The organism is Candidatus Marifrigoribacter sp. Uisw_064, assembly GCF_047730175.1.
Taxonomy (GTDB): Bacteria; Bacteroidota; Bacteroidia; order Flavobacteriales; family Flavobacteriaceae; genus Marifrigoribacter.
This window is the reverse complement of record NZ_CP159833.1, coordinates 1,908,062-1,926,702: the sequence shown is the minus strand read 5'-3', so window position 1 is coordinate 1,926,702 and position 18,641 is coordinate 1,908,062. Positions and strand designations below refer to the sequence as shown.

2 protein-coding genes are annotated in these 18,641 nt (G+C 37.8%); both read right to left on the bottom strand.

What is annotated here, in order from left to right; translation table 11 throughout:
- Positions 1-93: 93 nt before the first annotated feature.
- Positions 94-11,352 carry a T9SS type B sorting domain-containing protein gene (locus ABXT64_RS08710; protein WP_443632542.1) on the bottom strand — a complete coding sequence of 3,753 codons (11,259 nt, stop codon included), beginning with the start codon at positions 11,350-11,352 and terminating at the stop codon, positions 94-96.
- 138 nt (positions 11,353-11,490) lie between these two features.
- Positions 11,491-18,552 carry a T9SS type B sorting domain-containing protein gene (locus ABXT64_RS08705; RefSeq protein WP_443632541.1) on the bottom strand — a complete coding sequence of 2,354 codons (7,062 nt, stop codon included), beginning with the start codon at positions 18,550-18,552 and terminating at the stop codon, positions 11,491-11,493.
- Positions 18,553-18,641 lie beyond the last annotated feature (89 nt).

Genomic DNA, 18,641 nt, shown 5'->3' with positions numbered 1-18,641 from the left:
TATAAGGTTGTAGAATTAAAAATTCACAATTCAATTTACACAAAAAAGCCTCTTGAGTTATCAAGAGGCTTTTTTAATTTTCATAATATAATATTATCTTTTTAAGGTAAAATGTCCTTTAAATTCTTTTTGTATATCGTCTTCAGTGTATTCCACTCTGAACCAGTAATCACTCGATGGTAATGGATTGCCATTATACGTTCCATCCCATCCCTCTCCAAGAGGACTGATCTGTTTAAGTAATTTTCCAAACCTGTCGAATATATAAATTTTTGCCGTAGGATCACCCGTTGCGATTCCAATGATATTCCAAGTATCGTGATATCCATCTTGATTTGGTGTCACAAACCTAGGATAATCAATCACACTTACCTCGATCTCTACACTTCCACATCCATTAACATCCTGTATCGTTACTACATGTAACCCTGGTAATACATCGATAAATACATCGCCCTCTTGGAACACTCCATCATCCAACTGGAAGACATAGTCTCCCAAGCCTTCTACCGTTACATGGATCACATGAGTGCCCGTATAGGTATCGGTAACTCCCGAACTATCCGTATGGATTACTTCATTAATAGCAAAAGCTCCACTTACCACCTCCGCACTATACACAAGTGGTGGTGAGGATAACGTAACTAACGTATCTGCACTATTACTACAACCCGTCGCACGCTCTGTTACCGTAACACTATACTCTCCACCTGCTAAGGCTACCAACGATGCACCGATCTCTCCAAACATTTCTACACTATCATAATACCAAACAAAGGTATATAAATTTGCATCTAAACCAGTATCAATCACAGGGGGAGAATCTGCTCCATCTTCCTGCTGAATAGGATTACCTAAGACATCAACACATAAACGGTAACTACCATCTATTACAATGGTTGGTAACTCCTCTACCTTTAAAATCACCTCCACGATAGCATGACACCAGATATCATCTGTTGTCGTATTGGACGTATTAGTAACTCTTGCGTAGATAATCTGTGGATTAATCACATTGGTATAGGTATCTCCAATATCTGTCATTGTTTCTCCTGCCTCTGCCAATTCCAAAGTCTCATAAAATTTAAGTACAAATATCGCCGGATCTTGTCCGTCTAAGATCTCCTGACGAATATCAATACCACTTATATTAGCACTGAAATCTTGCATGTCAAATGTTGCAATACCATCATTATCGCCCTGATCATCACAAATAGCATAAGGATCTGATGGCATAACGGCTGATGCGCCCTCTTGGACCACCAATATAAAATCCTGCATTGTTATATAACAACCCGTGACTGTGTTTAATATCCCTATATAAATCGGAGTTTCGGTCGTATCATAAAAATAAGGCGTCACTGATGATACCCAATTCAACATATTCTGAGCATCGGTAAAGTCTTCAAAATACAATACATCAAATATCGATGGATCCTGACCGTTTAATACCTCCCCGTTCTTACTATCTAAGATAATAGAGTTGGTACCCACAAATGGTAACTGACAATCTATCTCATCTGAAACATCTGCCGTAGCATCTGGTAATGGGTTTACTAGTAACTCCAATGGAATCACTGTATAACATCCTGTGCCCGTTGCAGGGGCTATATCATCATAGGTAGCTCTAATCCAAATCGTTTGGCTAAAAGCCTCTTCATTGATATAAGGACTCACTATCTGATCTATTGGATCTCCAATAATCGCTTGGGCCTCTGTTAGGTAATAACGAACAACTACCCCAGCCTCCCCATTGATAATATCTATATCCAAATCTGTTAATATAAACTCCGTAATACCATCATCTGGTATATCCTCATCACAAGCCTCAAAAGGATCCTGTGCTACAGGTGATGGATTATTAAGTACCGTTAAAGTTAACAGGTCCCTAGCCTCACAGCCCTCTGCACTAAAGATACTTACATATAGCGTTTGAGGCGTACTGGTATTCTGATACGCTGTATCGGGGATGATAGGATTGTTAGTATCCTGATCCACTTGAGTTTCATAATAATATACAGACAAGGTCGTGTTCCCTAAAGTAATAGCATCATTATTCAAGGCTAAATTAAACGTTGATATCTCATCGGTTCCTGTACTGCCATTTAGAAGGTCATCACAATTATCCATATTAAAAGGTCCCGTACCTAGGGTTGGCATCACACCAACAATCAATTCAAAAGAAGTAATACGAGTACATCCTGTCTCCAGGTTCTCTATGCGGACCCAGATCGTCTGGCCAGAACTACTATAATTTATCGCATTGGCAATCGCATTGGCATTGGCAATAGCATCTGGCTCGCTCATGTGATAGGTAACGGGTGAAAAATCCAATGGATCTTGAGTCCCAATAACAAAAGAAGTGTTCTGCGTTAAATCAAAGACAGCAATACCATCTCCATTGTCATCACACTCTGTTAAATCTCCAAAATCATCCGTAGGTTGATCAGGTAATTGCGCCACAATAATTGCTAACTCAATAATGGTATAACATCCTGTTACGGAATTAATCACTCTTGCCCATACACTATCGTTAAATGGGTCGTCATTCTCATAAGGAATAGGCAATACATCGGTGTTATCTCCTTGCTCTGCTAATTCTTGTGTACCATAGTACTCCACCACTATATTTGGTTCCCCATCGATAATCTCTAGGTCCATATCTGATAAGGTAAATTCAGCAAAACCATCATTGTCATCATCACAAGCTGTTAAAGGGGCTACAACTCCTGGAGTTGGATTAGGAAGTACCAGAAGGGTTAGCTCGGTCTCTATCACACAACCCTCTACACTAAATACACTTACATATAAGGTCTGAGGCGTACTGGTATTCTGATACGCTGTCCCTGGTGTTATAAAGTTGTTGGCTGTCTGATCTGCTAGTGTCTCATAGTAAAAAACAGATAAACTTAGGTCTCCCAAGGTGATCGCTATATCATTGAGGGTTAAATCAAAGGTCGAGGTCTCATCAGTACCCGTACTGCCATTTAACTCATCATCACAAAGCTCCCTAGTAAAAGGTCCCGGTCCAATAGCTGGTAACACACCTACAATCAATTCAAAAGTACTAATGCGGATACATTCAGTGGCTATGTTCTCTATACGTACCCAAATGGTCTGTCCGCCACTACTATAAGCCCCTGGAGTTAATATCTCATTGGCGGGCAAATCTGCATCTGCCTGGCTAGTATAATAGGTTACAGGTAGAAAATCTGAAGGATCTTGAATTCCAATCACAAAGGAAGTATTGATTGTTAAATCAAATAAAGCAATACCATCTCCATTGTCATCACACTGACTTAAATCTCCAAAATCATCCGTAGGTACATCTGGTAATGGATTTACAACTAGTAGTAATTCAATCACTGTAAAACATCCTGTAGTATTATTCTCAACTCTAGCCCATACACTATCATTAAATGGATTATCATTTAAATAAGGATTTGGTAATATATTTAATATATCGCCCTCTCTGGCCAATATCTCATTCCCATAATAGGCGATACTCACATCAGGCTCTGTGCCCATAATCTCAGTATCCTTCAAGCTTAAATCGAACAGCGAAAAGCCATCATTGTCATCATCACAAACCTCCAATGGTGTTGGAGTCACTGGCGTAGGATTTGGCAAGACTCTAAGGGTTAATAATACCCTAACATTACATCCTAGCACATCCGTAACTCTAGCTATAACCGTCTGTTCATTGATCAGAGAATTTCTATAATCTGATGGAGTTACAATAGGATTATCAGCCGACTCATCAGCTGGACTCTCATACCAAGTAACTAGTAAAGTCGTATCGCCGCCCCTTATAAAAGCATCAAAACTCGTTAAATCAAAGGAACTAAAGCCGTCCGTAGAAGTACTCACTCCTGGAATCTCATCATCACAAACCTCATACCGGTCCGTTGGCTCTATTGCTCCAGGTAAAGCGTCTACTATTAAATCTAAGGGAACTATATTATAACAACCAAACCCTCCATTATTAGGATCCGTATTACTAACATTACCAACCACTAAAACATAAATAGTCTGGGCATTGGGTACCTGATTCTGATAATTTAATGGAGCGACTATCGCTAAAGAAAAATCTGGTAAAGGACCTATAGCAACTTCACCAGCAGCTATCGCATCGGACTCTACTACATAATAATAAAAATCCCAATCCAAAGCATCCAAACCGTCCAAAACTTCAGGCTCTACTTCTGATAAATCAAACTCCTCTAGTCCATCGCCCGGATTATTTACATCACACAGTCGTAAGGGCTCCGCAGGCTCAACAATCAAAGGACTATTGCGGACCTGAAGTTCTAAAACTATGACAGCAAAACAGCCGCTAGATATACTTTCAACTCGTACATATACAACATCATTATAAGCAACATTATTAGCATGAGGACTGATCAATGGTAAAACGTTATTTTCAGCATTTAATTGAGTCTCATGATAGCTTACAGATAAATCTGGATCGCCTCCAGTAATATCTAAATCAGCATCAGTAAGTGTAAAAATGAAAAAGCCATCATTGTTATCATCACATTCGATTAATGGTAATGGATTGTTTGATATTGGTAATATATCTACTTCAATAAGCACATTTTGAGTACTATCAAAACAACTACCGTCGTCTACTCTTTCAAAACGAACATAAATAGTTTCCGAAGGGGCAGTAACCGTATAAGGAGAAGTTAATGCTCCAATTCCTGTATCTGCATCAGCTTGAGAACTATGATATGTAATTATATATTCTAATGGATTTTGTCCATTTAATACTTGAGCATCAAATACAGCTGAAAGATCTATTTCTTCATCTCCTGTAGCATCTGGGTCACATAATATATAAGGATTTGGGGTGATAACTCCTGCGATTGCTGGATTAAAAATAATATCAAAATTAGCCGTCACAATACAAACTCCAGTTAAATCTTCTATACGAATATAAATCGTCTCATTGGTACCTGTAATTAAATAGGCCGCTGGAGTAGCTATTGGTGCCGTATTGGTATCGGCGTCAATCTGTGAGTTATGATAAGAAACATTGAAATCTGCAGGGTTTTGACCCCCTAATACAATAGGAGTGTTCACCGTTAAATCAAAAATTCCTGGTGCTGCTCCATTATCACAAATTGAAAGATCAATCGGTGGATTCTCAACAACAGGAGAAGGCAAAAAGGTAATAATGATATCGTCTAAAACTACACAAGCACCATCGGTTACTTCAACAGAATACGTCCCAGAATTTGGCGAGAAAACTAAATAAGTTGGATTCGTAGCTCCTGCAATTGCAACAGCATCTAAAAACCATTGGTAGGTAATTAATGGATCTCCTTGATCTGCATCTAATAAAATATCCCCACCGCCCTCACAGGCCGTTACATCTGGACCAAGATCTACAGTAAATAAATTTACCTCAATAAGCACATTTTGAGTACTATCAAAACAACTACCGTCGTCTACTCTTTCAAAACGAACATAAATAGTTTCCGAAGGGGCAGTAACCGTATAAGGGGAAACCAAGGCTCCAATTCCTGTATCTGCATCAGCTTGAGAACTATGATATGTAATTATATATTCTAATGGATTTTGTCCATTTAATACTTGAGCATCAAATACAGCTGAAAGATCTATTTCCTCATCACCAGATTCATCTGGGTCACATAATATATAAGGATTTGGGGTGATAACTCCTGCGATTGCTGGATTAAAAATAATATCAAAATTAGCCGTCACAATACAAACTCCAGTTAAATCTTCTATACGAATATAAATCGTCTCATTGGTACCTGTAATTAAATAGGCCGCTGGAGTAGCTATTGGTGCCGTATTGGTATCGGCGTCAATCTGTGAGTTATGATAAGAAACATTGAAATCTGCAGGGTTTTGACCCCCTAATACAATAGGAGTGTTCACCGTTAAATCAAAAATTCCTGGTGCTGCTCCATTATCACAAATTGAAAGATCAATCGGTGGATTCTCAACAACAGGAAAAGGTAAAAAGGTAATAATGATATCGTCTAAAACTACACAAGCACCATCGGTTACTTCAACAGAATACGTCCCAGAATTTGGCGAGACAACTAAATAAGTTGGATTCGTAGCTCCTGCAATTGCAACAGCATCTAAAAACCATTGGTAGGTAATTAATGGATCTCCCTGATCTGCATCTAATAAAATATCCCCACCGCCCTCACAGTCCGTTACATCTGGACCAAGATCTACAGTAAATAAATTTACCTCAATAAGCACATTTTGAGTACTATCAAAACAACTACCGTCGTCTACTCTTTCAAAACGAACATAAATAGTTTCCGAAGGGGCAGTAACCGTATAAGGGGAAACCAAGGCTCCAATTCCTGTATCTGCATCAGCTTGAGAACTATGATATGTAATTATATATTCTAATGGATTTTGTCCATTTAATACTTGAGCATCAAATACAGCTGAAAGATCTATTTCCTCATCACCAGATTCATCTGAATCACATAATATATAAGGATTTGGGGTGATAACTCCTGCGATTGCTGGATTAAAAATAATATCAAAATTAGCCGTCACAATACAAACTCCAGTTAAATCTTCTATACGAATATAAATCGTCTCATTGGTACCTGTAATTAAATAGGCCGCTGGAGTAGCTATTGGTGCCGTATTGGTATCGGCGTCAATCTGTGAGTTATGATAAGAAACATTGAAATCTGCAGGGTTTTGACCCCCTAATACAATAGGAGTGTTCACCGTTAAATCAAAAATTCCTGGTGCTGCTCCATTATCACAAATTGAAAGATCAATCGGTGGATTCTCAACAACAGGAGAAGGCAAAAAGGTAATAATGATATCGTCTAAAACTACACAAGCACCATCGGTTACTTCAACAGAATACGTCCCAGAATTTGGCGAGACAACTAAATAAGTTGGATTCGTAGCTCCTGCAATTGCAACAGCATCTAAAAACCATTGGTAGGTAATTAATGGATCTCCTTGATCTGCATCTAATAAAATATCCCCACCGCCCTCACAAGCCGTTACATCTGGACCAAGATCTACAGTAAATAAATTTACCTCAATAAGCACATTTTGAGTACTATCAAAACAACTACCGTCGTCTACTCTTTCAAAACGAACATAAATAGTTTCCGAAGGGGCAGTAACCGTATAAGGGGAAACCAAGGCTCCAATTCCTGTATCTGCATCAGCTTGAGAACTATGATATGTAATTATATATTCTAATGGATTTTGTCCATTTAATACTTGAGCATCAAATACAGCTGAAAGATCTATTTCCTCATCACCAGATTCATCTGGGTCACATAATATATAAGGATTTGGGGTGATAACTCCTGCGATTGCTGGATTAAAAATAATATCAAAATTAGCCGTCACAATACAAACTCCAGTTAAATCTTCTATACGAATATAAATCGTCTCATTGGTACCTGTAATTAAATAGGCCGCTGGAGTAGCTATTGGTGCCGTATTGGTATCGGCGTCAATCTGTGAGTTATGATAAGAAACATTGAAATCTGCAGGGTTTTGACCCCCTAATACAATAGGAGTGTTCACCGTTAAATCAAAAATTCCTGGTGCTGCTCCATTATCACAAATTGAAAGATCAATCGGTGGATTCTCAACAACAGGAAAAGGTAAAAAGGTAATAATGATATCGTCTAAAACTACACAAGCACCATCGGTTACTTCAACAGAATACGTCCCAGAATTTGGCGAGACAACTAAATAAGTTGGATTCGTAGCTCCTGCAATTGCAACAGCATCTAAAAACCATTGGTAGGTAATTAATGGATCTCCCTGATCTGCATCTAATAAAATATCCCCACCGCCCTCACAGTCCGTTACATCTGGACCAAGATCTACAGTAAATAAATTTACCTCAATAAGCACATTTTGAGTACTATCAAAACAACTACCGTCGTCTACTCTTTCAAAACGAACATAAATAGTTTCCGAAGGGGCAGTAACCGTATAAGGGGAAACCAAGGCTCCAATTCCTGTATCTGCATCAGCTTGAGAACTATGATATGTAATTATATATTCTAATGGATTTTGTCCATTTAATACTTGAGCATCAAATACAGCTGAAAGATCTATTTCCTCATCACCAGATTCATCTGGGTCACATAATATATAAGGATTTGGGGTGATAACTCCTGCGATTGCTGGATTAAAAATAATATCAAAATTAGCCGTCACAATACAAACTCCAGTTAAATCTTCTATACGAATATAAATCGTCTCATTGGTACCTGTAATTAAATAGGCCGCTGGAGTAGCTATTGGTGCCGTATTGGTATCGGCGTCAATCTGTGAGTTATGATAAGAAACATTGAAATCTGCAGGGTTTTGACCCCCTAATACAATAGGAGTGTTCACCGTTAAATCAAAAATTCCTGGTGCTGCTCCATTATCACAAATTGAAAGATCAATCGGTGGATTCTCAACAACAGGAAAAGGTAAAAAGGTAATAATGATATCGTCTAAAACTACACAAGCACCATCGGTTACTTCAACAGAATACGTCCCAGAATTTGGCGAGACAACTAAATAAGTTGGATTCGTAGCTCCTGCAATTGCAACAGCATCTAAAAACCATTGGTAGGTAATTAATGGATCTCCCTGATCTGCATCTAATAAAATATCCCCACCGCCCTCACAGTCCGTTACATCTGGACCAAGATCTACAGTAAATAAATTTACCTCAATAAGCACATTTTGAGTACTATCAAAACAACTACCGTCGTCTACTCTTTCAAAACGAACATAAATAGTTTCCGAAGGGGCAGTAACCGTATAAGGGGAAACCAAGGCTCCAATTCCTGTATCTGCATCAGCTTGAGAACTATGATATGTAATTATATATTCTAATGGATTTTGTCCATTTAATACTTGAGCATCAAATACAGCTGAAAGATCTATTTCCTCATCACCAGATTCATCTGAATCACATAATATATAAGGATTTGGGGTGATAACTCCTGCGATTGCTGGATTAAAAATAATATCAAAATTAGCCGTCACAATACAAACTCCAGTTAAATCTTCTATACGAATATAAATCGTCTCATTGGTACCTGTAATTAAATAGGCCGCTGGAGTAGCTATTGGTGCCGTATTGGTATCGGCGTCAATCTGTGAGTTATGATAAGAAACATTGAAATCTGCAGGGTTTTGACCCCCTAATACAATAGGAGTGTTCACCGTTAAATCAAAAATTCCTGGTGCTGCTCCATTATCACAAATTGAAAGATCAATCGGTGGATTCTCAACAACAGGAGAAGGCAAAAAGGTAATAATGATATCGTCTAAAACTACACAAGCACCATCGGTTACTTCAACAGAATACGTCCCAGAATTTGGCGAGACAACTAAATAAGTTGGATTCGTAGCTCCTGCAATTGCAACAGCATCTAAAAACCATTGGTAGGTAATTAATGGATCTCCTTGATCTGCATCTAATAAAATATCCCCACCGCCCTCACAAGCCGTTACATCTGGACCAAGATCTACAGTAAATAAATTTACCTCAATAAGCACATTTTGAGTACTATCAAAACAACTACCGTCGTCTACTCTTTCAAAACGAACATAAATAGTTTCCGAAGGGGCAGTAACCGTATAAGGGGAAACCAAGGCTCCAATTCCTGTATCTGCATCAGCTTGAGAACTATGATATGTAATTATATATTCTAATGGATTTTGTCCATTTAATACTTGAGCATCAAATACAGCTGAAAGATCTATTTCCTCATCACCAGATTCATCTGGGTCACATAATATATAAGGATTTGGGGTGATAACTCCTGCGATTGCTGGATTAAAAATAATATCAAAATTAGCCGTCACAATACAAACTCCAGTTAAATCTTCTATACGAATATAAATCGTCTCATTGGTACCTGTAATTAAATAGGCCGCTGGAGTAGCTATTGGTGCCGTATTGGTATCGGCGTCAATCTGTGAGTTATGATAAGAAACATTGAAATCTGCTGGGTTTTGACCCCCTAATACAATAGGAGTGTTCACCGTTAAATCAAAAATTCCTGGTGCTGCTCCATTATCACAAATTGAAAGATCAATCGGTGGATTCTCAACAACAGGAAAAGGTAAAAAAGTAATAATAACACTATCAATTCCAAGACACGATGGATCCGTAGGATCAATTACTTCAATAGAATACGTCCCAGAATTTGGCGAAGTAACTAAATAAGTTGGATTCGTAGCTCCTGCAATTGCAACAGCATCTAAAAACCATTGGTAGGTAAAAGTAGGGTCTCCTTGATCGGCATCTAATAAAATATCTGCACCGCCCTCACAATCTGTTACATCTGGACCTAAGTCAAATATAAATGGAGAGTCTTCTGTTACTAAAACATCATCAGTTAATATTACTATATCACCATTACAGGTGTTTGTATACGTTACACGCGCTGTAAATATTTCTGAACCTCCTGAAGGACATACGTTTATAGTATCTGAAGTTCCAATAACAGTTCCTGTGGAATCCAACCATTCAAAAACAAAAGTTTCAACACCAGCTGGGGCAAAACTCCATGCTTCATTAGATGTTGTCCATGGTGAATCTGAAGTATTTCTTCCTGGTGGCACATAAGCTAAATTACCTGCATTATTTTGTATCCCTACTGCTGCATTTCCACTATTCCAAGAACTACAAGTTGGTTTATCTTGAATATAAATTTCAATTACATTTGAAAACTCATAAAACACTGCCATATGTGTTGCTGTTTGAGAATTACATACATATAGAGGAACATCAAAATAAGAAACTACCAAAACTCTATTAGGATAAGTTCCTAAAATTTCCCATGCGATTTCATTGGTTGTTGAAGCTGATGGGTCAATATCATGAACAGGAGTGAATATATTTGCTTCACTTAAGGTAGGGTTTGTATTATTTGGCAAATTCTCACTAAATTGCCAACCATTAGTAGTATCACCTGCATTAACTTCAAATCGTATTACTCCATTGGATCCTACTTGAAATTGTGTTTCTAAATTTCCGAAGAAACAAAAATCAAAGGGTAAAGGTTCTGGGTTATTCCAGGCATCATCAATGCTTGTATTTACAGAATTCGCCAATCCACTAAAAGGAAAAGGAGGGTTATACGGAATAGACCCTACCGTGTAATTTGTGCTAAAAGTTTCAAATATTTCAAGGTAGCTTGCGGTTATATCAGCACAACCTCCTGAAGCACAAGGTATAACTATATCAGCGCCTGCGTCGACAAACAAGCTTCCTGGTCCTTGTGAATATGATTTACTTTGAGGGAGTAACATTACTAATAATATAACCAGTAATGATAAGGGGTAATATTTTTTCATAGTATTAGAATAAATAATCTGCGAAATTTAAGGAAATTTTATGAAAATATAAAGATGAACTTTTAAAAATAAGCCCAAGCCCCTCTAAAAGAACCTCTTGAGTTATCAAGAGGCTTTTTTAATTTTCATAATATAATATTATCTTTTTAAGGTAAAATGTCCTTTAAATTCTTTTTGTATATCGTCTTCAGTGTATTCCACTCTGAACCAGTAATCACTCGATGGTAATGGATTGCCATTATACGTTCCATCCCATCCCTCTCCAAGAGGACTGATCTGTTTAAGTAATTTTCCAAACCTGTCGAATATATAAATTTTTGCCGTAGGATCACCCGTTGCGATTCCAATGATATTCCAAGTATCGTGATATCCATCTTGATTTGGTGTCACAAACCTAGGATAATCAATCACACTTACCTCGATCTCTACACTTCCACATCCATTAACATCCTGTATCGTTACTACATGTAACCCTGGTAATACATCGATAAATACATCGCCCTCTTGGAACACTCCATCATCCAACTGGAAGACATAGTCTCCCAAGCCTTCTACCGTTACATGGATCACATGAGTGCCCGTATAGGTATCGGTAACTCCCGAACTATCCGTATGGATTACTTCATTAATAGCAAAAGCTCCACTTACCACCTCCGCACTATACACAAGTGGTGGTGAGGATAACGTAACTAACGTATCTGCACTATTACTACAACCCGTCGCACGCTCTGTTACCGTAACACTATACTCTCCACCTGCTAAGGCTACCAACGATGCACCGATCTCTCCAAACATTTCTACACTATCATAATACCAAACAAAGGTATATAAATTTGCATCTAAACCAGTATCAATCACAGGGGGAGAATCTGCTCCATCTTCCTGCTGAATAGGATTACCTAAGACATCAACACATAAACGGTAACTACCATCTATTACAATGGTTGGTAACTCCTCTACCTTTAAAATCACCTCCACGATAGCATGACACCAGATATCATCTGTTGTCGTATTGGACGTATTAGTAACTCTTGCGTAGATAATCTGTGGATTAATCACATTGGTATAGGTATCTCCAATATCTGTCATTGTTTCTCCTGCCTCTGCCAATTCCAAAGTCTCATAAAATTTAAGTACAAATATCGCCGGATCTTGTCCGTCTAAGATCTCCTGACGAATATCAATACCACTTATATTAGCACTGAAATCTTGCATGTCAAATGTTGCAATACCATCATTATCGCCCTGATCATCACAAATAGCATAAGGATCTGATGGCATAACGGCTGATGCGCCCTCTTGGACCACCAATATAAAATCCTGCATTGTTATATAACAACCCGTGACTGTGTTTAATATCCCTATATAAATCGGAGTTTCGGTCGTATCATAAAAATAAGGCGTCACTGATGATACCCAATTCAACATATTCTGAGCATCGGTAAAGTCTTCAAAATACAATACATCAAATATCGATGGATCCTGACCGTTTAATACCTCCCCGTTCTTACTATCTAAGATAATAGAGTTGGTACCCACAAATGGTAACTGACAATCTATCTCATCTGAAACATCTGCCGTAGCATCTGGTAATGGGTTTACTAGTAACTCCAATGGAATCACTGTATAACATCCTGTGCCCGTTGCAGGGGCTATATCATCATAGGTAGCTCTAATCCAAATCGTTTGGCTAAAAGCCTCTTCATTGATATAAGGACTCACTATCTGATCTATTGGATCTCCAATAATCGCTTGGGCCTCTGTTAGGTAATAACGAACAACTACCCCAGCCTCCCCATTGATAATATCTATATCCAAATCTGTTAATATAAACTCCGTAATACCATCATCTGGTATATCCTCATCACAAGCCTCAAAAGGATCCTGTGCTACAGGTGATGGATTATTAAGTACCGTTAAAGTTAACAGGTCCCTAGCCTCACAGCCCTCTGCACTAAAGATACTTACATATAGCGTTTGAGGCGTACTGGTATTCTGATACGCTGTATCGGGGATGATAGGATTGTTAGTATCCTGATCCACTTGAGTTTCATAATAATATACAGACAAGGTCGTGTTCCCTAAAGTAATAGCATCATTATTCAAGGCTAAATTAAACGTTGATATCTCATCGGTTCCTGTACTGCCATTTAGAAGGTCATCACAATTATCCATATTAAAAGGTCCCGTACCTAGGGTTGGCATCACACCAACAATCAATTCAAAAGAAGTAATACGAGTACATCCTGTCTCCAGGTTCTCTATGCGGACCCAGATCGTCTGGCCAGAACTACTATAATTTATCGCATTGGCAATCGCATTGGCATTGGCAATAGCATCTGGCTCGCTCATGTGATAGGTAACGGGTGAAAAATCCAATGGATCTTGAGTCCCAATAACAAAAGAAGTGTTCTGCGTTAAATCAAAGACAGCAATACCATCTCCATTGTCATCACACTCTGTTAAATCTCCAAAATCATCCGTAGGTTGATCAGGTAATTGCGCCACAATAATTGCTAACTCAATAATGGTATAACATCCTGTTACGGAATTAATCACTCTTGCCCATACACTATCGTTAAATGGGTCGTCATTCTCATAAGGAATAGGCAATACATCGGTGTTATCTCCTTGCTCTGCTAATTCTTGTGTACCATAGTACTCCACCACTATATTTGGTTCCCCATCGATAATCTCTAGGTCCATATCTGATAAGGTAAATTCAGCAAAACCATCATTGTCATCATCACAAGCTGTTAAAGGGGCTACAACTCCTGGAGTTGGATTAGGAAGTACCAGAAGGGTTAGCTCGGTCTCTATCACACAACCCTCTACACTAAATACACTTACATATAAGGTCTGAGGCGTACTGGTATTCTGATACGCTGTCCCTGGTGTTATAAAGTTGTTGGCTGTCTGATCTGCTAGTGTCTCATAGTAAAAAACAGATAAACTTAGGTCTCCCAAGGTGATCGCTATATCATTGAGGGTTAAATCAAAGGTCGAGGTCTCATCAGTACCCGTACTGCCATTTAACTCATCATCACAAAGCTCCCTAGTAAAAGGTCCCGGTCCAATAGCTGGTAACACACCTACAATCAATTCAAAAGTACTAATGCGGATACATTCAGTGGCTATGTTCTCTATACGTACCCAAATGGTCTGTCCGCCACTACTATAAGCCCCTGGAGTTAATATCTCATTGGCGGGCAAATCTGCATCTGCCTGGCTAGTATAATAGGTTACAGGTAGAAAATCTGAAGGATCTTGAATTCCAATCACAAAGGAAGTATTGATTGTTAAATCAAATAAAGCAATACCATCTCCATTGTCATCACACTGACTTAAATCTCCAAAATCATCCGTAGGTACATCTGGTAATGGATTTACAACTAGTAGTAATTCAATCACTGTAAAACATCCTGTAGTATTATTCTCAACTCTAGCCCATACACTATCATTAAATGGATTATCATTTAAATAAGGATTTGGTAATATATTTAATATATCGCCCTCTCTGGCCAATATCTCATTCCCATAATAGGCGATACTCACATCAGGCTCTGTGCCCATAATCTCAGTATCCTTCAAGCTTAAATCGAACAGCGAAAAGCCATCATTGTCATCATCACAAACCTCCAATGGTGTTGGAGTCACTGGCGTAGGATTTGGCAAGACTCTAAGGGTTAATAATACCCTAACATTACATCCTAGCACATCCGTAACTCTAGCTATAACCGTCTGTTCATTGATCAGAGAATTTCTATAATCTGATGGAGTTACAATAGGATTATCAGCCGACTCATCAGCTGGACTCTCATACCAAGTAACTAGTAAAGTCGTATCGCCGCCCCTTATAAAAGCATCAAAACTCGTTAAATCAAAGGAACTAAAGCCGTCCGTAGAAGTACTCACTCCTGGAATCTCATCATCACAAACCTCATACCGGTCCGTTGGCTCTATTGCTCCAGGTAAAGCGTCTACTATTAAATCTAAGGGAACTATATTATAACAACCAAACCCTCCATTATTAGGATCCGTATTACTAACATTACCAACCACTAAAACATAAATAGTCTGGGCATTGGGTACCTGATTCTGATAATTTAATGGAGCGACTATCGCTAAAGAAAAATCTGGTAAAGGACCTATAGCAGCTTCACCCGCGGCAATCGCATCGGACTCTACTACATAATAATAAAAATCCCAATCCAAAGCGTCCAAACCGTCCAAAACTTCAGGCTCTACTTCTGATAAATCAAACTCCTCTAGTCCATCGCCCGGATTATTTACATCACACAGTCGTAAGGGCTCCGCAAGCTCAACAATCAAAGGACTATTGCGTACTTGTAATTCTAAAATTGTTGTAGAATAACAACTACTAGTTGCACTCTCTGCACGTACAAAAACAAAATCTACAAAAGGAACATTATTAGCATGAGGATTACTCAATGGTAAAACATTATTTTCAGCATTTAATTGAGTCTCATGATAAGTCAAGGTCAATAAAGCATCGCCCAAAGCAATATCTAAATCCAAATCCTCTAACTCAAACTCAGCAAAACCATCATTATTATCATCACAAACTACTGCTGGCAATGGGTTTTGATTGATTAAAGGGGGGCCTTCTATAAGAATTTCAATATTTTGAATTGTATCTACACATAAATTGTTTGTCACCGATTCAAATCTAATATAAATAACTTCTGAAGGTGCATTAACAATATAAGGAGAAGCCAAAGCTCCAATATCTGTATCTGCATCAGCTTGAGAACTATGATACGTGATAACATAATTTAAAGGGTTCTGACCGTTTAAAACTTGAACATCAAATATGGTTAAAAATATTTCTTCAGTACCAGATTCATCTTGATCACATAATATGTATGAGTTAGGTGAGACTACACCTGCTTCAATAGGGAAAAAAGTAAGTTCAAAATTAGCGGTGACAAAACAAACTCCAGTTAAATCTTCTATACGAATATAAATTATTTCATTAGCACCTGTAATTAAATAGGCAGCTGGAGTGGCTATAGGGGCAGTATTTGTGTCTGCATCTATTTGTGAATTATGGTAAGAAATATTAAAATCTGCCGGATTTTGACCTCCTAAAACAATAGGAGTGTTTACTGTTAAATCGAAAATACCTGGATTAATACCATCATCACAGATCGTAATATCAATTGGCGGGTTTTCTATTACGGGAACTGGTAAAAATGTAACTTCTATATCATCAAGAACTAAACAAATACTATCATTTACTTCAACAGAATACGTTCCTGAATTTGGAGAAACAACTAAAAAAGTTGGGTTGGTAGCTCCTGCAATTGCAACAGCATTTAAAAACCATTGATACGTAATTAAAGGATCTCCTTGATCTGCGTCTAATAATACATCGATGCCAGCACAAATATCAACATCTACCCCTAAATCAACTACAAAAGCTGGTTCAAAATTAATGTCAAAATTAGCGGTCACAAAACATACTCCTGATAAATCTTCTAAACGAATATAGATTGTTTCATTGGTACCTGTAATTAAATAGGCCGCTGGAGTAACGATTGGTGCCGTATTAGTGTCAGCGTCACCTTGAGAATTATGATAGGAAACATTATAATCTGCTGGGTTTTGACCCCCTAATACAATAAGAGTGTTCACAGTTAAATCGAAAATACCTGGATTAATACCATCATCACAAATAAAAATATCAATCGGTGGGCTCTCAATAACTGGAACTGGTAAAAAAGTAACTTCAATATCATCAGGAACTATACAAGCACCATCGGTTACTTCAACAGAATACGTTCCTGAATTTGGAGAAACAACTAAAAAAGTTGGATTGGTAGCTCCTGCAATGGCAACAGCATTTAAAAACCATTGATACGTAATTAAAGGATCTGCTTGATCTGCGTCTAATAATACATCTGTTCCAGTACAAATATCAATATCTGCACCAAGATCAACATCAATTGGAACATTTATAACCTCAACTTCTACTTCATTATTATCTTCATCTGTTTCATTTACAATCCCAACACCTGTACCGTCGTCATCAACAACGGCTTTTAAGGTAAATGGATTTGGAGTTCCACCAGGAATTGTAAGTGTAATTGACCCACTTTCCGAACCTCCAATAGGAATATCAGCAACAGTTTGTGCCTGTCCAACAAGAACATCATTGATGTAAAATGCTACTGGAGTAAGACCTGGAAGTATGGCTGTACTATTTAGATTAAATACTGTATAATCAACATCAATATCATTAATACCACAAATAACTTCAACATTATCTATAGCAATAGTAGCATCAGGCACTTCAGAATTAATAATGGTAATAACATTATTAATAATCACCAAATCTTGACCAGAAGTTAAATCAATTTGAACACTAGTATCTCCAGGATTAATCACATTTTCAATGTCATAAAAATCTAAATCCATATTGTACAAATCACTAGAATTTGTAAAACTATTGGTTCCATTAAAAGCGTTATTTGCAGGGTTTAATGGCGGGTTACTTATAAGGTTTCCGTTAATTCGAAGAGATTCATCAAGAGCAATACTTGAATCTCCTTCCCATGCTAAAAAACCTATTTTTGCTAGTTCATCACTCAGAACATCAATATTGTCTAAAACAATAGTTAGCGTATTATTTCCTGCCCAAACAGCTTCAAAGCCATCAAACAAACTGATTTGGTTTAAGGGTAAGGTATCTTCTTGATAAATAACGATAACGGTCCAACCCCCATAGTTAGTACCACCACTACAATAGGAACCTATTACTCCCGTTAAATCTAATTCAGACAAGGTATAGGTTCCATTACCATCTGCATTAACAATACTAGTTACATCTGCATAAGCAGAAAAATAATTTAATGAGTTAAAAACTTCAGAGAATGTTCTCTCTGCAGTGACATCAGTTCCATTTAATTTCACATCAAAATCACCAGTCCCAGAACCTGACCAATACATAACTGCGGCGATAAATGTTTGACCTGGCAATAATGTTAAATCTGCATCGCTTTCAGTTAAAATATTACACGGACCACCACCTCCATTTTCTTGTATGTTCAAGGTATTTCCAAAAGCTGTATAATCGAATTGTCCATTAAATTGAGCAAATAATTCTACCGGTTGAGAAAAAACGAGAATAGGAAGGAAAAGTAATAATATGGGGATAGCTTTCTTAAGTATTTTCATAGCTTTTTTATTGGTTGAGCATTTTTTTTAGAAAATTAATGAATTTTAAGGAGATATTGGGTTGAAATATGAAAATAGTAAGGCACAAA